Consider the following 22,109-nt stretch of genomic DNA (forward strand, 5'->3'; position numbering starts at 1 on the left):
CATGGGCGGCGATACGCTGGCCGTTTTGTGTCAAAACGTCGTAAAGACCTACGACACCGGCTCGCAGCAAATTACCGCGCTGCAAGGCATCGATCTCGAAGTCCATGTCGGCGAGTTGATGATGTTGGTCGGGCCTTCTGGATGCGGTAAAACGACATTGATTTCGGTGATCGCCGGCATTCTGGACCAGGATTCCGGCCTCTGCCAGGTGTTCGGCGAGGATTTGCTGAAATTGAAAAATGATCAAAAACTCAAATTTCGCGCCCAAAATATCGGCTTCGTGTTCCAGGCCTATAACCTGTTGCCGGCACTCAATGCGGCCGAAAATGTCTCGATTCCGCTGATCATCAACGGCATGAAGCGGCGCGAAGCGGTTCGCAAAGCCGCCGCTGTCCTCGATCAGGTCGGCCTCGGGGATCGGGCGGATGCGCTGCCCTCCCAGCTTTCCGGCGGCCAGCAGCAGCGGGTCGCGATCGCGCGCGCGTTGATCCATAGCCCGAGGCTGATCGTCTGCGACGAGCCGACCAGCGCGCTCGATCATGAAACCGGAATGCATGTGCTCGAATTGCTCAAAGCGGTCGCGGTCGATCATTCCAGGGCGCTGGTGATCGTGACGCACGATGCCCGCATTTTCAGCTTCGCCGACCGGATCGCGCAAATGGATGACGGAAAAATTGTCCGGGTGCAGCAATCCCAGCCTTCGACCAATGCCAATCCCGGCCGCACCGAGCAAGGAGCCCACGATGTTACCTAAATATACGCTGCCCGCACTGGCCGCCGCCGGCTTCCTGTTCGGCGTGTTCCAGGTCGTCAGCAGCAATAAGCCGGCGCCGATCGCACAGGCCGCGGCGGAACCCGCGATCTCGCCCTATGCGACCTTCATTGCCGGGGCCGGCATTGTCGAGGCGAAAAGCCAGAATATCGCGATCGGCTCCCCCTTGGCTGGCCTCGTCAAAGCGGTCAAGGTGAAGGTCGGCGATCGCGTCAAACTCGGCGATATCCTGTTTTTAATCGACGACCGCGCCGCGCTGGCAGAATCGACCGTGCGCGAGGCCGATCTTGCGAAAGCGAAGGCGTCTGTCGGCGAAGCCGAAGCGGGGGTCAGGGACGCCGAGGTGTTGCAGCGTCTGGCCGACGCGGTCCAGGACCGACGCGCGATCAGCACCGAAGAACTGGAGCGGCGCCGCAATGCGACCTTGATCGCAAGGCGCAAGCTCGACAGCGCCAGGGCCGAGGTGCTGCAAGCCGAAGCTGCGGTCAAGGCGAGCCAGACTACGCTCGATTTATTGCGGGTCACGGCCCCGGTTGACGGCGAAGTGCTGCAAGTGAATGTGCGGCCCGGCGAGTTCGCCCAGGCGGGGCCGCTCAGCACGCCTTTGATGATCGTCGGCAATCTGGACGAACTTCATGTCAGGGTCGACATCGACGAAAACGACGCCTGGCGCTTTCGTCCCCGAAGCAAGGCCGTCGCCTATTTGCGCGGCAACCGCAGGTTTCAGACCGATTTGGCGTTGGTCTGGGTCGAGCCTTATGTGGTGCCGAAAAAGTCGCTGACCGGCGACAGCACCGAACGCGTCGATACGCGGGTCTTGCAGGCGCTGTACAGCTTCAACCGCAGCAAGATGCCGGTGTATGTCGGCCAGCAGCTCGATGTGTTCATCGAAGCGCCGGATTTCGATCGCGATTCGGCCCCGGCCAATGCCAGTCCTTTGCCGCCGGCATGAACAGAATCCTGACGCTTTGCCTCTTGGGGTTCATCGCCGGTTGTACGGTCGGCCCCGATTATGTCCCTCCCGAGGCGCCAACGCCCGCCCAATGGAGCGAAAACCAATCTGCGCCAGGCAATCTTGAAAATTCTCATATCTGGTGGAAAACCTTCGAAGATCCGGTTTTGGACCGCTTAATTGACGAAGCGATCACGGCCAATCTGGACCTGAAACAGGCATTCCAGCGCATCCGCATCGCCCGCACGCAAAGGACGCAGGCCGTCGCCGCGGGACTGCCGACGCTCTCCGGCCAAAGCACCGTCTCGCGGCGTCTGAATAGCATCACCTCGTCCTCCGGCACGACGGGTACGGCCGGCGGCGCCTTCGGCATCGGCAACCGGCTGATCAATATCTTCCAGTCGGGTTTCGATGCGCAGTGGGAGCTCGATTTATTCGGCGGTATCCGGCGGACCGTCGAAGCGGCGGAAGCGACTGTCGAAGCCGAAACCGAAAACCGCAGAGCTTTGCAGGTCAGTCTGCTCGGCGAAGTGGCCAGTCAATACATTACCCTGCGCGCCAATCAGCAGCTGCTTGCCGTCGTCGATGATAACCTGATCACGCAGCGCGATACCTGGCATCTGACCCAGGAAAGGCAAAAAGCCGGGCTTGCCTCCTCCCTGGACGTCGCGCAAGCCGAGGCGCAGGCCGATGCGACCGCGGCGGAACGGCCGCTCTATGAAAACCAGATCAAACTGGCCATGCACGCCTTGAGCGTATTGTTGGACAGAACGCCGGGCGAATTGGCCGCACGCCTGCGGCAAGCCTCAGCCATCCCGCTTCCGTCAACGCCGGTCGCCGCCGACCTACCGTCGGAATTGTTACGCCGCCGACCCGACATCCGCAGCGCCGAAAGACAGCTTGCGGCCGCGAATGCGGAGATCGGCGCCGCGGTCGCCGCGCAGTATCCGCGCATCAATCTTGCCGCTTTCATCGGCCTCCAAAATACCGACATCACCGATTTCACGATGCTCGGCAAATCCTGGTCGATGGCGTCGACCCTCGCGTTTCCGATTTTCAACTGGGGCAGCATCAAAGCCAATATCGAAGGTAAAACAGCCCGCCATCAGGAATTGTTGTACGCCTATCGGGCGGCTGTGCTGAATGCGTTCAAGGAAGTCGAAGATGCGCTGGCGTCTCTCGAACAGGAGCGGCAGCGCCATGAACAATTGAAGCAAGCCGAGTCGGCGGACCGGCTGGCGCTCGCGCTGGCACAGGAACGCTACCGCAACGGCTTGACCGCTTTTTTGGACGTGCTGATCGCCCAACGCGCACTGCTTGTTAGACGGTTGGCTTTAATCGATAGTCAAGCCAAGCTCGCCGGACAAAGAGTGGCCCTCTACAAATCATTGGGCGGCGGCTGGCAGGTCAAGGAGTCTTCCTTGGGTCCGAAAGGCGGTTAAGGATTCCGTCAAAAATAACTTCCGTAAATGCTGTCACCGGTTCGTGCTGAGTTCGTCGAAGCATGAACGGGTGACAGCATGAGCCGGGAATTTTCCGTCCATCCTTCGACAAGCTCAGGACGAACGGAAAATTTTATCGGGAAGTTGTTTATGACCATATCCTAAGTAGATCTATCTCATATCATACGAGCGACATGCAGGCCGGGAAAAAAAAGGCAGCGCTGCCGGCCCATAAAACCCCAAACAAAGACAGCAATGCAAGCAACCGCATGACGTCTGTCAGAAACAACCGGGAGTTTTTCGGCATCGCCTCGTCTCTCTTCATACGCAGCACAACATCGGGCTTCACGATCAGAAGCAGTAATGCCAGCAGAGCCGCAACGGTTGCAACGCTTACGGTCGTCTGCATCCCAAAACCGACGTAATTGCCCGCGAGTGCGGCGCAGACGAGATGGTGTGCCCCGTACACCACAGAAAAGTGCAGCGCCCAAATCGTTAAAGGACCGATCAAAGCGATCAGCACAGTGCCGACGGCTTGTTTGGAAGAGGGGTTTTTCGATGCCTTCATCATAAAATCATTCTCGGAAAGCCATGAATCACAACGAGCCCGACAAGCGCTTGCGCCGCAGTGTAATAAACCAGCAAGGCGGTGTTTTCGAGCGTAGCGCAACGTACTCGGTCGAGCTTGCCGGTAAAGTGCCGAGCGATCACAAACAACGACATAATCAGCACGGTAAAAACGAGCTGTCCGGTTAAAATGCCATCCGTGTAGACCATGGCCCCATAGCTCGACACGGTGGGCCTGAGTCCCGCCTGCCAGTGGCAACCGACCGCCAAGTACACGGCAAGGATACTCGAGAGGGCGCCTAGCAGCACCAGCAGCGGCGTCCCTAAATGCGGGTGACCCGGTGCCGGCAGCGTTCTCCTTGCGACCGCAAAAAATGCCGCGCCGGCAGTAAACAGCAGGGCGCTGAGGGCAGGCCACTTAAGGTCTGGCAGGCCTCCTGCATCGGAAGGCCAAACCTTGGGCGCTACGGTCCAGAGATAAAGATAGGAAAACAAGTAGGATAAATACAGCGAGCCGGCGACGACCATCAGAATCACCATGGCCCACCAGCCGTGGCCTATCGGGCCGGAGACATAAACCGGAAGCTCGATACCGGCGCCGATGTCCACCGGGCCTTTACCGGGGCCTTTATCGAGCTCCCATACCCAGGCTAGGCCACACAAGATCGCCAGTACTCCGCAAACAAGAGCCGGCGCCACCACTTTGATGGTCAACAGCAGAAAACAGGCCGCGGTAAACACGGCCGCCAGCACATGCGCCCAGCCGTTGCCCGGCATCTGGATCACGTACTGCGGTTTGGCTTCGATGACCGAGGTGACTAAGGTCTCGCGTGCGCCGGTCGGAGCATTGGGCAAATAATGCTGGCCTGAGTCGACCTCTTCGGACAGATCGGGCTGCGTCCATAAGGGCTCTCGACTGCTCACCTGGGGAATGGAGCGCGTGGAATATAGATCGGCAGAAAGCCATTCGAGGGTTCCTGCTTGCCAGGGATTGAGCTGTCCGCCCTGTCCGACTCGGAAATTGCGTATCAGATCCACGATGAAAACGAGCACTCCCGCGCCGATCAGATAAGCGCCTAGCGTGGATATCAGATTATAAGGTCCCCAGCCTGACGCCTCGGAGTAGGTCCATATCCGGCGAGGCATGCCCAGCAAACCGGAAATATGCATGGGCATGAAGGCGACATTAAAGCCGATAAATATCAGCCAGAAACACCATTTTCCGAGGCGCTCGGACAGCATCCGCGTGCTGAGCATCGGCGCCCAGTAATAAAAGGTCGCGAACAGCGGGAAGACCATGCCGCCGACCAGGACATAATGCAGGTGGGCGACGATGAAATAGGTATCATGCGCCTGCCAGTCGAACGGCACCATCGCGACCATGATGCCGGTCAGCCCCCCGATCGTAAAAATAAACAGCATGCCCAGCACGAACAGCCCCGGTGTCGTCAGCCGAAACCGGTCCTTGGCCGCGGCGATGGTGGCGATCCAGGAAAAGATCTGGATACCGGACGGTACCGCGACCGTCATGCTCGCGGCCGAAAAAAAAGCCATGCTGAGCGACGGGATGCCGGTGGCGAACATGTGATGCACCCACAGGCCGAAACTGAAGAAACCGGTCGCAATCAGGGCCACGACGATCAGCCGGTAACCGATCAGCGGCCTGCGTGCCATGGTCGGCACAATCATCGAGACCAGCCCGGCCGCCGGCAGGAAAATGATGTACACTTCCGGGTGACCGAAAAACCAGAATAAATGCTGCCACAGCAAGGGATCGCCGCCCTGAGCGGCGGTAAAAAAAGGCCAGCCGAAAGATCGTTCGATTTCCAAATACATCGTCGCGAGAATGACCGCCGGGAACGCCACCACGATCATGCCGGCGAAGACCAGCATCGACCAGCCGAAAATGGGCAGCTTATCGAGCGACATCCCGGGCGGGCGGGTCCGCAAAATGCCGACGATAATCTCGATGGCGCCGGCGATCGCGGAGATTTCGATGAAACCGATGCCGAGCAGCCAGAAGTCGGCGTTGTCGCCGGGCGAATATTCGGTCAGCGTCAACGGCGGATACATGAACCAGCCGCCTTTGGGCGCCAGGCCGTAGAAGACTGTCGAGAAGAACACCCCGCCGCCGATGATGTAGGCCCAAACGGCAAATGCGCTCAGGCGCGGAAACGGCAGGTCTCTTGCGGCCAGCATTTGGGGCAGCAACAGCACTCCGAGCGCCTCCATGGCCGGCACCGCGAACAGGAACATCATCGTGGTGCCGTGCACGGTGAAGATTTGATTGTAGAGATCTTGACTGACCAGATCATTTTCGGGTATGGCCAGCTGCGTACGCATCACCAGGGCCAAGAGGCCTGCAAGTACAAAAAAGGCGAAGGCGGCGCCGAGATACAGCAAGCCCACGACGGTGTTGTTGACCGCGGTAATCCAGCGCCAGCCGCTCGGGGTCTCCCAGATGCGCAACAGCTCTTCCTTTTCACCGGGCGGGCGCGGCAAGCTGTTGGGCAGTGCCGCCTGTTTTTCAGTGGTGTTGGTCACAAACTCCCCCTCATGAAATAACGTATCGCCCTGCCACGGGTATAAAACACCAGCGCCGCCGTAAAGAATGACCGGCTGATCGCCAGGCTGCATTCATTAACATGCAGCATGACGATTATTCCAAGGCGTTCAAGTAAGCCGACAAGGCCTGAAGCTCGCTTTCGGAAAAGAAATCGAAAGGCGGCATCAAATTTTCGGGTTTAAGCGTCTGGTGACGGCTGATCCATTGGGCAAAGCTTTTCGGTTCGTTGGGCAGGATGCCGGCGCCGAGCGATAGCCTGCCGCCGACATGTGTCAAATCCGGTCCTATCTCTCCGTTGGCCCGGCTGCCGCGAACGCTATGGCAGCCCCCGCATCCGCTGGCGAAAAAAAGCCTTTCGCCCTCTTTTTCAGAAGCCGGTTTCGCACCCGACCTTTCTTTCGCAAGCCAGGCGTCATAATCGGCGGGAAGCATCGCCACGGCATAAAAAGCCATCAGCGCGTGGGCGCCGCCGCAATATTCCGCGCATTGTCCGCGCACGACGCCGGGTTTATCGGCAATTAAATGCAACTTGTTGATGCGGCCGGGAACCATATCGACCTTGCCGGCATACGCCGGCAGCCAGAAACTGTGAATCACGTCCGCTGTCGATAGCTCGAGTTCGATAGTGCGTCCTGTCGGGATATGCACTTCATTGGCACTTTCCGTCGTCTGTCCGTCGTCGTGGAGATATATCACCCGCCACCACCAACGCTCTCCAACGACAGAGATACGCACAGGATTTTCTGCGTGAACCAGATTTTCGCCCTCCCGCAACACCATAAAGCCGTAAATCAGCAGAGTGCTCAAGGTCACTACCGGGAAAACGATCCCCCCGAGAACCACGCCTTGTTCACTGCTCAACTTCTGCCGCCAACGGCTGGGGCCGGCTATTGAAATAAAAATCAGCAGGCATATGAAAGCCGTTATCAACGCTGCGGCAATGAACATGACCCACATCAGCAGCGTAATTCGCGACGAAACCGGACCGAGGCCGGCGAATGCCGATTGCTCGCCTTCGCAACCCACCATCGCGGTTAGCGCGATGACTAAATACAGTCTCAAAAAGCCATGGCTGATTATTTTCATGGACGCGGAGACCGTTCTGTCCATGGCGGCTGATTCGCGAAGAACGAAGCCGCGGCCGCGACCTGCTGCTCGGTCATCCGCTTCGCAACGACGGCCATCATCGCGCCGTGCGGCGTCTTGTCACGGCCGCCTTGCCGCCAGATGTGCAATTGCTGCCCGATATACTGTGCTGACTGCCCGGCCAGACGAGGATAGTCCTCGCGCCCCTTCCGGCCATGGCACGCGTTGCAGGCCGGAATTTTGCGCGTGCGGTCGCCCTGTTCGGCCAGTTGACGGCCTAACTCGCTCTCATCGGCCGAGGAGGGCCGCGCGGGTTGGCGAAAAGCCGGTCTCTGAGCGGCGTAATAGGAAGCCAAACGCTCAATGTGTTCATCATCGAGATCGCCTGCTACGGGTTCCATAAAGCCGCTTTGCCTCATGTCGTCCTGAAAGTCGTGCAGCGCCCTTTTCAGATAAGCCTCCTCCTGACCTCCAATGCGCGGTATATAAGGGCTTGTCGGCGGGGCATCGGCCGTGTCGTGGCAACGGCTGCAAGCGGTCAGGTCAAATCGGGGCCGTCCGGCGCTGACGAGCTGCGCGTCGGCATAGTCTTGCGTCTTGCTATGGCCGCTTGCATAGCGGCGGTAGTCGGCCTCGGTCATTGACGGCAAGGCTTCCAGGAAGGCCACGACAGCCCAGACTTCATCGTCGCGGTTCTGACCGCTCCACGCCGGCATGCCGGTCAATTGAAGGCCATGACGCGCAATCCAGAACAGTTGCTCGCGCGTCCAGTGCGTGGCATGCCGCTGAAGATCGGGAGGATGCGGCAGCATGTGCCCAAAAATCGGATTGACCGGTTGCAGCGGCGAGCCATGGCAAATCGCGCAGGTCCCTTGAAAATGCGCCGCGCCCAGCGGCACCAGTTCGGCTGGCTCCAGCGCCGGGGGGGCGATCGCTCTGCTGTTGAATTTAACCGAGCGCTCCTTGCCCAACTGCAGAAACGACTCAAGCCAGGCGGGATGGCCCGCGCTCGCCGCTATGTTTAAAATGCCGGAATAGGCGCCCATCAAAGCGAGGGCGATGCCTCCGGCCAAAAGACCGAGCGTCCAAAGCAGAAGGAAACGCCAATACCTTCTGACCCATTCCATCATGACACGTTTTCCGAAACCAATGCCGACTGAGCAACGTCACTTCGGGAATCACACAGCGACTGAAACCAACGATAAATGAGCACAATCGCAGCGAGCACATATGTGAGGGGACAGGCGGTGATCATCAGCAGCCCTGCCAACTGCTGGTCGGCGAGATCAGACGCCATCGCCGGGTTGGGTGCCATAGCGCCAGAAACATAAAGCACACGCGGCGCAAACGTCAGCAGGACGGCGATCAAACAAAACAGCTTAGCGGTCAACAGCAACGCGACGACCGCCCGCCATGAATGCCTGCCGTCCTGATTGAAGACGGTAAGCCAAAACCAGAGGGCAGAAAAAAACAGCGTCGCCTGCATGATGATGCTATCGCCCCCGTGCCCAGCCATCGCCAGGCCGGGCGGTGAGTGCCATGCAATAAACAAAGCGGCTTGCAGCGCGGTAGCCGCCGGCAGCGAAGTCATACTGGCAAGTTCAGTAGCAGAACGGGCCTGTTTGCGAAGCCAGCCGGCCAGCACGGGCGCTGCGATTGTCATCAGCGCGATATGGGTAATCATCCTGCATGATTGTTGGCCGCGGATTTCGTCGTGGTAAAGCGGCAAAAATGCCAATGCCGCCAACACCGACAATTCCGCAAACGTCAATAAATTTAGAGGTCTAACTCGCATTCGCCGTTCTCCATCTAAAATATTTTCGCCTCTTAGAGGATGCGCCGGTTTTTCAAGGCCGTCTGTTAACAGAGACTCGACATCATTTCTAAAAGGCTCGAAGGCAGAGCGCTAGAATAATCGACAATCGCTGCACTCTTTTTGTCGAAGTAAATTGGATAAAGTTCATCGGACTGAAAAAAAGCCCTAGCTATACAACCGCTCGCAAACCCGATAGGCCATGCCTAGTCATCTGGCTTATCCGTATTTCCATGCCAACGCGCCATGTGCTCGGCGTGGGTTTGCAGGTAAGCACCGGCTTGGAAATGATGGTCGTAGAACTCCAGATCAAGGTGATGAGCCTGGAGATACGTCAAACAAAAAATACTCGGGACGGTGCCGGGAAATTTACCGAAGCGGTCGTAGATATATTGCGCTTGCAGTGCGACGCAGGCCTTGAATTCTTCGCTATGCACCTGTGCGCTACCGCGTATCTTCGCGCTTTCTTTCCACGGCCCGGGGGTATTCGGGTTATACGGCCCGCCCGGACCGAACTTCCGCAGGGCGATAGCTTCCATGGCAGCGCGCATATCGGCATAATGCGGCGGGCAATAGCCTTCAAACACGCCGGAAAGCCCCGTCGGGTTGGGGATGGACCAGCGCGCATCGGTATCATAGCGAAAACCCAGTCCTGGCACACTCGGGTCGCCGCTGGCGCCCAGCACAGCATGCCGGTCAATCCCGTCAAACATCCAACCGCCCAGGCCCATCGCCTGCAGCATCAGCATACCGGCAAAACAGGCAATGGATAGCTCCGCCGTCAGTTCGGTCAGCGCGTACTGCTCGATGAAAGTGAGCGGGAAAGGCTTGTCCGTATTAACAAGCCGGGGAAAGCGCTCCAGTCCGTCAATGGCCTGCCGGTTCACATCGTCATAGAGGCAATAGCCGTTCTGCACCAGAAAGCAAAGCATCAGGAGCAGGTGCTGCGCGACGTCGCCTACCGGAATGACCAGCGTGCTGCCGGGGAGGTTCGCGCACCAGGTGTTGTGCCCCTCCATGAACGGCTCCTCCGCCGGAATGTAAAGACGCCCCGTCGCCAGTTTGCGGATGCGCTTCTTATGGGCCATAAGGAGGGATTCCAGGTCGAACGGTTCATCCGCTTCGCGCACTACCAGTGCGGGTGCATCGCGGGTGGCAAAGAAATAGACGCCGTCGTCATCGGTAAAGAAAACTTCGCTCGTGTGAGAACCCGCAGACGATGGAAAGGTCCTGCCGCCGGCGGCAGCGGAGTAGTTCGAGAGATGCGGCGCGTAGCGGGCATGGCGCGTGATCATGTAATGCCAGCCGGTGTTGCCCGCCGCTGCGGTCAGCACCATCATCTGTTCCAGCTCGCTGAGCGGCATCGGATCATGGCGTGAAGCGAACGCGAGCGGCCCATCAGGAATGGAGGCGCCGAGCGAGAAGCGGCGAGCCCGCCGTCCATACAGGGCTTCAAACAAAGAGAAATCTAAGGCCGTATTGACGCCCGGCGGAAATGCTCTTGTTTCCATGGTTAACCTCCTGCGTTTCTAGAGTAGCGAAGCAGGCTTCTCAGGTGGTAAGGCGAATCAAAGCAGGCCGTTGAGTCATGATGCAGGAGTTGGAAACATCACTATGCATTGGCATGATTTATCAAGACAACAATCTTCCCTTCAGATCTGCAGGGGTGAACGGTCCCGGTTCGGCGATCAGCGCGCGAGCCGCGTCCACGCGTTCCCAAACGTTCCATAACAACACGCCCCGCACCCGATTATTCTGCAGATAATAGATCACGCCTTTTTTATAAGGCTCGACCCAATCTTCCATCGTTTCCAAGCGGGAATCGGTCTTGCCGACGGCTTCATAGCCCAGTTCAAATAGATCGGAGTAAAAATAAGGCAGATGATGATAAGGCTGCGCGTCACCGGTCATGTTCCGGCCGGCGCATTTGCCCATGGTCAGGGCATTGTCCTCGTGTTCCGCCCGCATGCGGATAGCTAAACTGGGGTTGTAGAAGCTGGCGACATCGCCGGCCGCGAAAATATCCAGGTTTTCCGTACGTAACAGCTCGTCCACGACGATGCCGTTATCGACAGCCAATCCAGCCTGTTCGAGCAAGCGGACATTGGGCTTAATACCGATCCCGGCCACCACCGCATCCGCTTCGATGCGGCTTTCAGCCCCATCGGCACCGTGGGCATCCAGGAATAAGCGGCCCTGTTTGCGAGCCAGCCCAGTGACCTTTTGGCGGGGCAAGACTTCGACCCCCTTGGCGCGGTAATAGCCGTTCAGGAACTGATTCAGTCCGTGTGGAAACAGGGCCGCGCCTATCCCTTCTTCGGGAAAGAGCATCACCACTTGTTTGCCGTTCATGGCCAGCGCCGCGGCGATTTCCGAACCAATGAAGCCGCCGCCGATCACGGCAAAACGCTGCTTTTGTTCGCTCAGGGCACGAAGTTTCTGATAATCATCCAGGTCGCGGAAATAAATGATCTCATCACCGCCGAATGGAAGTTTTACGGGATCTCCGCCGGTCGCAATGAGCAGTTTCTCATAGTGGTAGCTGTCTCCCTGATCATCGATGACAGTTTTATCCGCGGGTGCCAGGGTTTGCACGTAGTGTCCCAAATGCAAGGTTACCTTCAGCTCGTCTAGCGGATACCAGATTTTTTCGATCGGCTTTCCCTGCCATAAGCCTTTGGAAAGAGGCGGGCGTTTATAGGGGGCATGGGATTCCGCGCTGATCAGGCCTATGGAGCCATCCGAATCGACGGCTCGAATGCCACTGATCGCGGCGTATGCCGTCATGCCGCCACCAATGATAAGATATCGATAGTTTGACATTTTCCCCTCCTCATAGATTAAAGACAGTCACTCCGAAGAGGCTTCCAGATATTCTAATGAGACTGGGCAATTTACGAGCGGTTCCTCGACAGCAATGTTCCGGAATGAGTGATACGGCTTATTGACTAGCGCATGTCATTGGAACCTATAACTTTGCCAAAACGTTACGGACGGGTTTACAAAACCCGTCCGGCCGGAAGGTTATTTCGCTTTGACCTGCGGCCTGCTAAAGCCCGAGGTCGCTCAGTCCCGGATGATCGTCGGGGCGGCGGCCCTGAGGCCAATGAAACTTGCGTTCGGATTCCTGAATCGGCAAGTCGTTGATGCTGGCGTAGCGGCGGTGCATCAGGCCGTTTTCGTCGAACTCCCAGTTCTCGTTGCCGTAGGAGCGGAACCAGTCGCTGTTCTGGTTATGCCATTCATAGGCAAAGCGGACCGCGATCCGGTTGCCGTCAAACGCCCATAATTCCTTGATCAAGCGGTATTCCCGCTCGGTCTGCCATTTGCGCGTCAGAAACTCGATGATCTGCTCGCGGCCGGCCGGGAATTCGGCGCGGTTGCGCCACTGGCTGTCTACGGTATAGGCCAGGGCGACGCGTTCAGGATCGCGGTTGTTCCAGGCGTCTTCCGCCATGCGAACTTTTTGCGCGGCGGTTTCGCGGTTGAACGGGGGAAATGGTGGACGCGGTTGATGGACTGTAGTCATGAAATACTCCTAAATGATCAATTAGAAAGATCCACTGTATTCTCCTCTCATTCGTAAGAGACAATCAATAGCTTCAATCCGGTTGTCCGTTCAGGCGACGACAGGGGATATTCCAAACAAAACCTATTGAAGCCTGCTTGTACGGCAATCCATCCAATGAAGCATTACCGTTAGCTTTCCAAGGCTTGCCAAGTCCTTATTGTTCCACCGTCACAAACGCCAGTTTGGTGATGCCTGCATGTTGCGCGGCGGCCATCACTTCCGCGACTTTCGAGTAGATGACGCCCTGGTCGGCGTACAGATGCACCGCTGTTTCCGGATTGTTTTTGAGTTCTTCGGCCAACGCGGCTTCCAGCGCCGGCAGGTCGGCGAGTGGGTTTTTGTTCAGCGTGACCAGGCCTTGCGCGTCGATGCCGAGCTGCAGCGGCTGGTCTTTGACGTCCGGCGTCGTCTCCGCCGTTTTCGGCAGGTTGACCTTGACCGATTGCGTTAAGAGCGGCGCGGTGACCAATAAAATGATCACCAGCACCAGCATCACGTCGACCAGCGGCGTGACGTTGATTTCGCTGACCGCGTCCTGATCTTCCGATTGAGTATTGAAGGCCATGGCGCGTTATCCTTGTTTGTTGTCGGTGTTGAATACCAGATGCAGAAAGCTGCCGGCGAAATGGTCCAGTTCCAGGCGGTGATTTTTGACGCGGCGCAGGAAAAAGTTATATGCGAGCACCGCCGGCACTGCGACCGCAATGCCGACCGCGGTTGCGATCAAGGCATCGCCGATGGGGCCGGCCACCACGTCGAGGCTGGCCGAGCCGCTTTGGCTGATTTCATGCAATGCATGCATGATGCCGAGCACGGTGCCGAACAGGCCGACGAAAGGTGCGGTGCTGCCGATGCTGGCGAGCAGGGTGAGGCCGCTTTCCAGCGTGCGCTGTTCTTCCTGGGTCTGTACTCTCAGCGTCTGGCCGAGTAATTCTTCCGGCGAGCCGTGGAATTTAATGGCCTGGCCGGAGGTGGCGTGCATTTCGTTCAGCCAGCCGAAACCGTGTTGGGCGATCCGTGCCTGGGGGCCGCGTGCGGTGAATAGGGGCAGGGATTCGGCGCTACTGATATCGGGCGCATCCCAAAATGCGCTGGCGAAGCGTCGGTTATCGATGCCGTTGCGGGCGAACTGCCAGGTTTTGAATACGATCAGCGACCAGGTGGCGATAGAAAAAGCCAGCAAGGCGTAGAGGGTTCCGTCGACGATCACGGTAGGGGGGATGTGGAATGGCACTGATGTCTCCTGCTATCAATTGTTTAAGGTGAAAATAATCGGTACGATCACCGAACTGGCGACCGCGGTGCTGCCGCGCATCGCCGGAATGAATTTCCATTTTTCGACCGCGGCGACCGCCGATTCGTCGAGGATGTCATGGCCGCTGCTGCGATGGACCGCGACGCTTTCGCTGAGGCCTTCGGCGGAGACCTGCACCTTCAGCAAGACCTTACCTTCCCAGTGCCGGTTGCGCGCCAGGCGCGGATACTCGGGCTTGGGGTTGAAGCCGTAATTGGCGCGGAAATTTGCTTCGGTAAAGGTTTCCGCAGGCGGCGCTGTGGTTTTGGCCGGTGGGGACGGCGGCGCGGGCGGTGACGGCGTGGTCTCCGGCTCTGCGGCCTGGGTTTCCGCGGCTTTAGGCAAGGCCACCGCATCTTTCGACACGGGTTTGGGCGGCTTGCGCACGTCCGGCTTCTTCTTGGCGACGGGTTTTTTCTTTGGCTTCGGTTTGGGAGGCTCGGGCGGTTTCGGCGGCGCCGGCGGGGCGACATGGGTTTCCTGTTTCGGCGCGGCGACGAGCGATACTTCCATCATCAGCGGTTTGGCCTGGGCGATCGGCTCGGACGGCGCAAACAACCAGAGCAGCACCAATAGATGCAGCAGCAAAACGGTCAGGACGATCTCGCCCAGCAGATAGCCGGGCCGTTTTTCAAGGCGCAGCGCATGGAGCAGCGCCTGCCATGAAGAAAACGGATGGGTTGACGTGCCGCCCGGATAAGCGAAATCCGGCGCGCGCGTCCCTCCCTCCCGGAAATTGAAAAAATGCATAATGTTACCTTATCGTCATGAAGCCGTTTGAGCGGCGCGGGGTGTGACGCAGATGATGGGCAAATTCCCAATAAATCGGCCGGGAATCCGCCAAACTCAACGCGCAAAAAACCGTGCTCAGTTCCCGAGCCGACTCTATCCCCTATAAGACGATTCAGAATAAAAAAACCCCATCCTGCGGAGAAAAAAAATGCGGCATTTGCCGCTGTCGCCCGCAAAAGCGGCGTTATTGGCTGTCGAGTTTCTTCTTGGCGGCGTCGGCGTCTTTGCCGATCTTTTCGACCGTTGCGCGGTATTCGGCCTGCGCGGCATTGGCGCTATCGGCGATGATGGCGTTATCCTGGTTGGCTTCGTTGATCAGGCATTCATAATAGGTCTTCGCCTGTTGTTGCCAGTCATTGATCTTGGCGACGCTTTTGTTGAAGGCTTCGGCGTTGCTTTGATCGATGATGGGCGTTTCGGGTTTGTTGCCGCAGCCTGCGGTCGCCCATTTGACGGCTGAGAGCGTGCCGGCGTTTACGTGCGGGGCGCCTGTCAAAGCCGCGGTGACGGTCAAAATCAGGGTGAGGTTTTTGATCACGGGTTTTCTCCTGTCTTGTTTCAAGCGATGGAAAAGATCATTTTTGTAGTGCCGGATGATGCCTAAAAGCCGCCGCCCAAAGCCAAATATAAATCGATGCGGTTGTTCAATAATTGCCGGCGCGCTGTCAGGTGCGCGCTTTGCGCGTTCAGGGTGCTGCGGTAGCTGTCCAGCAGGGTCAGAATCTCGATCAGGCCGTGCTGGTACGAATACACCGCCAGTTTGCGGCTGGCGTCGGTTTGTTTGACCGCTTCCCGCAAGGCGCTTTCCTGTTCGCGCAGGCGATCTTCGGCTGCCAGCGTTTGCTCGACTTCGCGGAAGGCATTCAGCGCGGCATTCCGGTAGCCGTTCAGCGCTTCCTCGACGCTGGCCTCTTGCAGTTTGATCTCGCCGCGCAGGCGTCCGCCGGTAAAAATCGGCTGCAATAGGCCGAGCGCCAGATTCCAGGCCGCCGCGCGCGGATCGACCAGTTCGGTCAAGGCGGCGCTGCCGGCGCCGCCGCTCCCGGTCAGCGTGAAGCGGGGCAATAAGGCCTTGCGGGCGCTTTCGAGGCGTTTATCGGCGGCGCACAGGCGGTCGAAGGCCGCATTCAAATCGGGACGGCGTTCGAGCAGTTCGGATGGAATGCCGGCCGGCACGGCGGGCGGCAACGGCGGCAGCGCTTCGGCCTTGGCAAAACGGCCGTCGGGATAGCGGCCAAGCAGGACTTCCAAATCGCGGGTCAGGTTTTGTTCCCGCGTGCGCTGCTCGGCAAGCTGGGCTTCGGCATTCGCCAGATCGGTCAGCGCCAGCCGCAAATCCAGCGCAGGGGTCAGTCCGCGCCGGAAGCGCCCGCGCAAGAGATCGACCAGCGTACGGCGCTCGCGCATCGATTGTTCGGCGACCATGACCTGCGCGCGCGCCTCGGCCAATTCGATATAATTCTGCGCGGTGCGCGCCGCCAGCGACAAGCGCGCGGCTTGCCAATCGGCCTTTGCCGCTTCGACGTCCTGTCCTGATGCCAGCTGGGCGGCGCGAATGCGGCCCCAGACATCCAGTTCCCAGGAGAGATCGAACAGCGCCGTGAAGGCGCCGATTTCCGGGGCGCTCGTTCCCGGATCGCCGCGCCGGTAACCGGCAAGCAATGCCAGTTGCGGCCAGCGCCCGGCGCCGTCGATGCGCATCCTGGCGCGCGCCGCGTCGATGCGGGCGGCGGTTGCCCGCAAATCGTAATTGTCGGCGATAGCCGTGCGCACCGTCTGCGTCAGTAAAGGATCGGCAAAAGTCTCCAGCCAATGGTCCTGCATGGGATCTTGTTTTTGCCGTTCGGCGGACCATTGTCCCGGTAGCGGCGGCAAGGCGGTCTTCCTCTCGCGCTCGGGCGTGGTCATGCAGCCGGCCAACAGCAAGCAAAAGAGCCCGGCAAGGGCTTGTTTCAAATCGTGAGGCATGCGTTATCGGTCAAAGACTTCCGTTTCTTAAGGATGAGCGGGAGATGCAAAGGACTGGGTTTCGGTTGGGGGCGTCCGCGGCCTTCGATTATCCGCGCTCAAGACAACCTTCCGGTTTTTTGCCAAAGTCGTGCGGCGGCGTGTCATTTACGGCATGGTTGAGCTGCAATTGCCTCTGCAATTCGGCAATTTGCTGATTGGCATTTTCCATTTGCAGGTGCAGGTCGGCGATGATTTCCTGCAAATATTGAAAGTGAAAGTGAAAGTGAATCTGAAAATAACGGGCCGACGGAAATTTTTGCTCGGGTGGCACCAAATCCTCTGCGCTTGTACTCGACTTTTTCATCCTCATAAAAATACCTGAAATGCGAAATAGGCCGTTGACCGATGATACGTTGCCCTAAAGCTGCGGCCTTTCGTCGCGGGTCTCTTAGGGGCTATTATTGTGTAAGACGTTTCAGAATCAAAAAACCCCACCTTGGGCGGAAAAAATGCCTCGATTCACTAAGTCGGGGGCAAGGTTTTTTCTGGAGGCCAATCTTTGTTGCCTTTATCAGGGGATCGGCCCGTTGCGGATGCTCTGTTCGGATGACCTTTTTCAAATCTCCCTTCTGCGTGATTGCATCTGGCGTATTTCGACGAAAGTTACCGCTTAATGCCGATAAAATGGCAGCAATCGGTTGCTTTAAACGAGTTATTCACCTATAGTCTTCGGACGCCGGATCCTGTTCATCGCGGAATGCGAACGGCCCCACCAATCAAAGACTGCGGATGGAGTTAACCGTGGCTAATATAAGAGCGGAGTCTCACTGAAACGCAAGCATTGATGGAAGATTTATTTGTAGGTTGGCTTAAGGAATACGGTTACGTTATCCTGTTCTTATGGTCGATATTAGAAGGCGAAACCGGCCTGATCATGGCTGGGGTGATGTCGCATACCGGCGACATGTCCTATTGGCTGTCGGTGCTCGTGGCCGGACTTGGCGGCTTTGCCGGGGATCAGCTTTATTTTTATATCGGCCGCTTCAACAAGGGGCTGATTCAACGCAAACTGCACAAGCAGCGGCGCAAATTCGCGATCGCGCATTTGCTGCTTAAAAAATACGGCTGGCCGATCATTTTTATGCAGCGCTATTTATATGGTTTGCGCACGGTCATTCCGATGTCGATAGGCATCACCAAATATTCGGCAAAGCGCTTTGCCTTGATCAACCTGCTGAGCGCCTGGGTGTGGGCGGCGATTACGATTACGCCTGCGTATGTGTTTGGCGATGAAATCCTGAAAGTCGTCGATTTCGCCAAAACGCATTGGTATTTCGCGTTGCCGTTGGCGACCGCCTTTGTATTCGGCATCAGTCGCTATTTCCATCATCTGGAGCGGCGTTTACTGCAAAAACGGCGTAACCGATTGCAGAGGTAGCCATTCGGCGGTATCGAAAAGAAAAACCGCCCGGAAGATTCCGGGCGGTCAAGTGGACGGCGTAATACGAATGCAAACGCCTCTTACCGATTACTGCGCCGCAGTAGCGCAGACTGCATAAACGGTGTACTGCACTGGGTTATTATTTGCATCAAGTGTTGGTAAAGCAACGCCTGGTAAAATACCTGCTACCGTTCCGGTAAGCGCACCGGAGTTCAGGCTGGAACCAGTAATTCCCGTTAGTACATCAATACCCAATAATGAGACTACTGAAGTTAGTAAATTTACAGTCGTGTCAACCAGAGTTCCTACAACCGAAGTATCCAGTAAACCGAACGATCCCTGCCAGCCGATCGGCAGACCTGTAATGCTATCCAGCACCGGTACGCTGCTCAACGGCAATACGTTCGCGATGTTCGGCACATTAACCCCGCCGCCAACCAAGGTCTGGCCCGCATCGCAGGTCGCGTTGATCAGTTGTCCTGTAAGCGGGGTGTTTTGGGTAATGGTTTTAACCACAGTGCCGGCCACTTGACCGACAGGGCCGGTAGGCCCAATCAGCCCTTGGATACCTTGCGGACCTATTGGGCCCTCTGGGCCAATCAAGCCTTGGATACCTTGCGGACCTATTGGGCCCTCAGGGCCAATCAAGCCTTGGAGACCTTGCGGGCCTGTGGCGCCTGTTAAGCCTGTGAGACCGATTGGGCCAATCAAGCCTTGGATACCTTGCGGACCTATTGGGCCCTCAGGGCCAATCAAGCCTTGGAGGCCTTGCGGACCGGTGGCGCCTGTTAAGCCAGTGAGACCGATTGGGCCGGTGGGGCCAAGCAAGCCTTGGAGGCCTTGCGCACCTGTGGCACCTGTTAAGCCTGTGAGACCGATTGGGCCGGTGGGGCCAAGCAAGCCTTGGAGACCTTGCGGGCCTGTGGCGCCTATAGCTCCTGTGAGGCCGATTGAACCTTGAGCGCCGGCAGGGCCGGTCGCTCCAGTGGCACCGGTCGCTCCCGTGGCACCAGTGGCTCCGGTTGCTCCTACTGCGCCCGCTGTGCCCGCGACCCCCGTTGTCGCGTAAACAATATTCAAGTCTGCGGCATTTCCGGCGGCCTTGCTCTCTTTGCTTTCGAGTTTGACATTGAGCGTGTCCGTGCCAATTAATGCAAATGCGATCTGTGTGTCTGGCGTGCCTTTCTCAATAGCGGCTTTAACGGCGTCGGTGACATCAAATTCCACCCATTGGTTGACGCTGGAGGTGTTGATTCCGCTGATTTCGCTGAGGGCGACAGGGTCGAGATTAAGGTTAGTGGCGCCGTTAACCGTGGATTCCTGAATGCTCTTCAGTGCGGTTTGATCAAGGTTTACGGTTTTGACTTGCAGCTTACCGACTGAGTTCTTTTTGATGCCGGAGACAAAAACTTTCAGTGTGGCTTTGGCTACCATGGCCGGATTCGGCGTGGATTTTTCCAGGTCGAATTTAAGAAAGCCATTGGATTTACCGGCTACCACTAGAAGCGCAGTTTTTTTGCCGAAATTTTTGGTTAAGCCCTTTTGGATGTCGACATAAGTATCAGCTACCAGCACCGTGTCGCCGAACGCGATCGGCGAAACTGCCATCGTGGTCAATGAGCCTATGACGGCCAGTGATTTGACGCTAAAACGGTCTTTTCTTTGGTGTATTTTATTTTTTTTCATGAGGATTGAAAATGTATCTGATGTGTGTGTGAAAATATTCAAGAATACAAGCAGCTATTTCATGATTCGCTCTCAGAAACATGCTGTTAGAGTGAGAAGCGCACATCATAGATGAATTGTATTCAAAAATAGTTATATTCAAGTCTAGCAATATTTGTTATTCGATCAGTTGGAATATATTAACTAATCGAAATGAAGCGTAGCACAGCTCTCTGAAATTGTAAGAGAGGGCTATGTTAGAGATAAGTGTTTGATATTAAGAATAAATTAAGGATGGATTGTAGGTATCGGAATGCCGGGAATTTGTATCGACGGATCAAAAAGATAATGCTTCCGTTGGCATAAAAGGGCTTGCAACCGGATTAATATTGGGTAGTCAAAAGTTTTTTCCGTGCATTTCAGAGTGGTTAATTGCCGTCTGCGGTTCTTTCGCCGATCCCCGATCCCCTGTCGCGAAAAATAATGCTAAAATGCAACGTTTTTGAATCCTTCAGCGAGGCACCATGAACGCTCCCGCGGCGCTGTACCAATCGGCACTGACTTCCTTAAAACTCCGTGCGCGCGGCAAGGTGCGCGATATTTACGACATCGACGACCAGCACATGCTGATCGTGACGACCGACCGGCTGTCCGCCTTCGACGTGATTCTGCCCGATCCGATTCCGGGCAAGGGGCGCGTGTTGACGCAGATATCGAACTTCTGGTTTGCGAAAATGCGAGATGTGATTCCTAACCATCTGGTCGATATCCCTTTGGAACAAATCATTCCCGACCCGGCCGAACGCGCTCAGGTCGAAGGCCGTTCGATCGTCGTGAAGAAGCTGAAGCCGTTGCCGGTCGAAGCGATCGTGCGCGGCTATCTGATCGGCTCCGGCTGGAAGGATTATCAAAAAACCGGCGCGGTTTGCGGCATCACGCTGCCCGAAGGCTTGCAGCAGGCTCAGCAATTGCCCGAGCCGATCTATACGCCATCGACGAAGGCCGAAGTCGGCGATCACGACGAGAATGTGAGCTTTGCGAAAACGGTCGAATTGATCGGCGAAGACCTGGCCAATCAGGTGCGCGAGGCCAGCCTCAAACTTTACAAGGAAGCCGCCGCCTATGCGAAAGAGCGCGGCATTATCATCGCCGACACCAAGTTCGAGTTCGGCGTCGATGCGGACGGCACGTTGTATCTGATCGATGAAATCCTGACCCCGGATTCGTCCCGCTTCTGGCCGGCCGACCAATACCGGGTCGGCATCAGCCCGCCGAGCTTCGACAAGCAATATGTGCGCGATTACCTCGAAACGCTCGATTGGAACAAGACCGCGCCGGGGCCGTCGTTGCCGGCCGAGGTGGCGGGCTATTGCGCGGCCAAGTATAAAGAAGCGGAAGTCCGCCTGACCCGATAAGAAAGTCATGAAAATCATTTCCTGGAATGTGAACGGCATTCGCGCGGTGCAGGGCAAGGGCTTTGCCGACACGCTGGCGCGGCTCGACGCGGACTGCATTCTGCTGCAGGAAACCAAGGCGCAGGTCGATCAGATCGAGCAGGCGCTGGAAGGCATCGACCATTACCATCTCTATTCGAACTCGGCCGAACGCAAGGGTTATTCGGGCGTGTCGCTGCTGTCCCGTAAGGCGCCTATCTCGATCGCTAACGATATCGGCATCGGCATCGAGGCGCACGACCGCGAGGGCAGGGTGCTGGCGGCGGAATTCGAGAAGTTTTATCTGGTCAACGTGTATGTGCCGAATTCGGGTCAGGAACTGGTCCGTCTCGACTACCGACAGACCTGGGATGCCGAGTTTCTGGCTTATTTGTTGAAATTGCAAAGCCGGAAGCCGGTGATCGTTTGCGGCGATTTCAATGTCGCGCACCATGAAATCGACATCGCGCGGCCGAAGCCGAATTACAATAAATCGGCCGGTTACACGCAGGTCGAGATCGACGGTTTCAGCCGCTTCATCGATGCCGGCTTCGTCGATACCTTCCGCCATTTTTACCCCGATACGGTCGCCTACAGTTGGTGGAGTTTCCGCGCCGGCGCCCGCGGCAAGAACATCGGCTGGCGGATCGATTATGTGCTGACCAGCAATCCGCTGATCGATCGTGTCAAACAGGCCTTCATCCTGCCGGACATCCTAGGCTCCGATCATTGCCCGGTCGGCATCGACATCGAGCTGTAATTGAT

Annotated in this window: 21 protein-coding genes; 6 read left to right on the forward strand and 15 right to left on the reverse strand. The window is 57.2% G+C overall.

Translation table 11 applies throughout. From position 1 onward, the window contains the following. Nucleotide 1 precedes the first annotated feature (1 nt). From METLA_RS0119150 to METLA_RS0119160, 3 genes are read left to right on the forward strand one after another with little or no spacing between them, the layout of a single operon-like run. Nucleotides 2-754, forward strand: a complete 753-nt coding sequence (locus tag METLA_RS0119150) for an ABC transporter ATP-binding protein (RefSeq protein ID WP_024300095.1) — start codon at nucleotides 2-4, stop codon at nucleotides 752-754. Further along, entirely contained in the window at nucleotides 744-1,724 is a 981-nt protein-coding gene (locus METLA_RS0119155; protein ID WP_024300096.1) for an efflux RND transporter periplasmic adaptor subunit, read from the forward strand. Before METLA_RS0119150 ends, METLA_RS0119155 begins: the two co-directional genes overlap by 11 nt. Next, nucleotides 1,721-3,166: an efflux transporter outer membrane subunit gene (locus tag METLA_RS0119160; RefSeq protein WP_024300097.1), complete on the forward strand. Its 1,446-nt coding sequence runs from the start codon at nucleotides 1,721-1,723 to the stop codon at nucleotides 3,164-3,166. The genes METLA_RS0119155 and METLA_RS0119160 overlap by 4 nt, the downstream gene beginning before the upstream one ends. 181 nt (nucleotides 3,167-3,347) lie before the next feature. On the opposite strand, the gene METLA_RS0119165 is transcribed toward METLA_RS0119160, so the two are convergent. From METLA_RS0119165 to METLA_RS0119230, 14 genes are all read right to left on the reverse strand, one after another. Beyond that, nucleotides 3,348-3,737: a hypothetical protein gene (locus METLA_RS0119165; RefSeq protein ID WP_245598826.1), complete on the reverse strand. Its 390-nt coding sequence runs from the start codon at nucleotides 3,735-3,737 to the stop codon at nucleotides 3,348-3,350. Continuing rightward, entirely contained in the window at nucleotides 3,734-6,277 is a 2,544-nt protein-coding gene (gene ctaD, locus METLA_RS0119170; protein ID WP_024300099.1) for a cytochrome c oxidase subunit I, read from the reverse strand. The genes METLA_RS0119165 and ctaD overlap by 4 nt, the downstream gene beginning before the upstream one ends. 115 nt (nucleotides 6,278-6,392) lie before the next feature. Further along, nucleotides 6,393-7,385: a cytochrome c oxidase subunit II gene (locus METLA_RS0119175; RefSeq protein ID WP_024300100.1), complete on the reverse strand. Its 993-nt coding sequence runs from the start codon at nucleotides 7,383-7,385 to the stop codon at nucleotides 6,393-6,395. Next, entirely contained in the window at nucleotides 7,382-8,515 is a 1,134-nt protein-coding gene (locus METLA_RS0119180; RefSeq protein WP_024300101.1) for a c-type cytochrome, read from the reverse strand. Before METLA_RS0119180 ends, METLA_RS0119175 begins: the two co-directional genes overlap by 4 nt. Continuing rightward, complete coding sequence (locus METLA_RS0119185; RefSeq protein ID WP_245598827.1) at nucleotides 8,512-9,135, reverse strand: cytochrome c oxidase assembly protein; 624 nt, start codon at nucleotides 9,133-9,135, stop codon at nucleotides 8,512-8,514. The genes METLA_RS0119180 and METLA_RS0119185 overlap by 4 nt, the downstream gene beginning before the upstream one ends. Nucleotides 9,136-9,404: 269 nt before the next feature. After that, a complete protein-coding gene (locus METLA_RS0119190; RefSeq protein WP_024300103.1) occupies nucleotides 9,405-10,709 on the reverse strand; it encodes a hypothetical protein in 1,305 nt (434 codons plus the stop codon). 121 nt (nucleotides 10,710-10,830) lie between these two features. Continuing rightward, on the reverse strand, nucleotides 10,831-12,021 hold the full coding sequence (locus METLA_RS0119195) for an NAD(P)/FAD-dependent oxidoreductase (RefSeq protein ID WP_024300104.1): 1,191 nt from the start codon (nucleotides 12,019-12,021) through the stop codon (nucleotides 10,831-10,833). A gap of 226 nt (nucleotides 12,022-12,247) precedes the next feature. Then, nucleotides 12,248-12,727 carry a nuclear transport factor 2 family protein gene (locus METLA_RS0119200; RefSeq protein ID WP_024300105.1) on the reverse strand — a complete coding sequence of 160 codons (480 nt, stop codon included), beginning with the start codon at nucleotides 12,725-12,727 and terminating at the stop codon, nucleotides 12,248-12,250. A gap of 196 nt (nucleotides 12,728-12,923) precedes the next feature. Beyond that, a complete protein-coding gene (locus METLA_RS0119205) occupies nucleotides 12,924-13,334 on the reverse strand; it encodes an ExbD/TolR family protein (protein WP_024300106.1) in 411 nt (136 codons plus the stop codon). 6 nt (nucleotides 13,335-13,340) lie between these two features. Further along, a complete protein-coding gene (locus METLA_RS0119210; RefSeq protein WP_024300107.1) occupies nucleotides 13,341-14,003 on the reverse strand; it encodes a MotA/TolQ/ExbB proton channel family protein in 663 nt (220 codons plus the stop codon). Nucleotides 14,004-14,018: 15 nt separating this feature from the next. Further along, complete coding sequence (locus METLA_RS0119215) at nucleotides 14,019-14,813, reverse strand: energy transducer TonB (protein WP_024300108.1); 795 nt, start codon at nucleotides 14,811-14,813, stop codon at nucleotides 14,019-14,021. Nucleotides 14,814-15,039: 226 nt separating this feature from the next. Then, a complete protein-coding gene (locus tag METLA_RS0119220) occupies nucleotides 15,040-15,393 on the reverse strand; it encodes a hypothetical protein (RefSeq protein ID WP_051459810.1) in 354 nt (117 codons plus the stop codon). A 62-nt stretch (nucleotides 15,394-15,455) separates the two neighbouring features. After that, the gene (locus METLA_RS0119225) at nucleotides 15,456-16,823 is read right to left on the reverse strand and encodes an efflux transporter outer membrane subunit (protein ID WP_024300110.1); all 1,368 of its coding nucleotides are present in this window, start codon (nucleotides 16,821-16,823) and stop codon (nucleotides 15,456-15,458) included. A gap of 88 nt (nucleotides 16,824-16,911) precedes the next feature. Continuing rightward, nucleotides 16,912-17,169, reverse strand: coding sequence for a hypothetical protein (locus METLA_RS0119230; RefSeq protein ID WP_024300111.1), 258 nt, complete (start codon nucleotides 17,167-17,169; stop codon nucleotides 16,912-16,914). A gap of 480 nt (nucleotides 17,170-17,649) precedes the next feature. On the opposite strand from METLA_RS0119230, the gene METLA_RS0119235 reads away from it, so the two are divergent. After that, on the forward strand, nucleotides 17,650-18,243 hold the full coding sequence (locus METLA_RS0119235; RefSeq protein ID WP_024300112.1) for a DedA family protein: 594 nt from the start codon (nucleotides 17,650-17,652) through the stop codon (nucleotides 18,241-18,243). Nucleotides 18,244-18,333: 90 nt separating this feature from the next. Here METLA_RS0119235 and METLA_RS23815 read toward each other — a convergent pair whose 3' ends face one another. After that, on the reverse strand, nucleotides 18,334-19,932 hold the full coding sequence (locus tag METLA_RS23815) for a CBM96 family carbohydrate-binding protein (RefSeq protein ID WP_024300113.1): 1,599 nt from the start codon (nucleotides 19,930-19,932) through the stop codon (nucleotides 18,334-18,336). A gap of 503 nt (nucleotides 19,933-20,435) precedes the next feature. On the opposite strand from METLA_RS23815, the gene METLA_RS0119245 reads away from it, so the two are divergent. Together METLA_RS0119245 and METLA_RS0119250 are read left to right on the forward strand one after the other, a co-directional pair. Beyond that, on the forward strand, nucleotides 20,436-21,326 hold the full coding sequence (locus METLA_RS0119245; RefSeq protein WP_024300114.1) for a phosphoribosylaminoimidazolesuccinocarboxamide synthase: 891 nt from the start codon (nucleotides 20,436-20,438) through the stop codon (nucleotides 21,324-21,326). Nucleotides 21,327-21,333: 7 nt separating this feature from the next. After that, entirely contained in the window at nucleotides 21,334-22,104 is a 771-nt protein-coding gene (locus METLA_RS0119250) for an exodeoxyribonuclease III (protein ID WP_024300115.1), read from the forward strand. The last annotated feature ends 5 nt before the right edge of the window (nucleotides 22,105-22,109 follow it).

The organism is Methylomicrobium lacus LW14, assembly GCF_000527095.1.
In the GTDB taxonomy this organism is placed as follows: Bacteria; Pseudomonadota; Gammaproteobacteria; order Methylococcales; family Methylomonadaceae; genus Methylomicrobium; species Methylomicrobium lacus.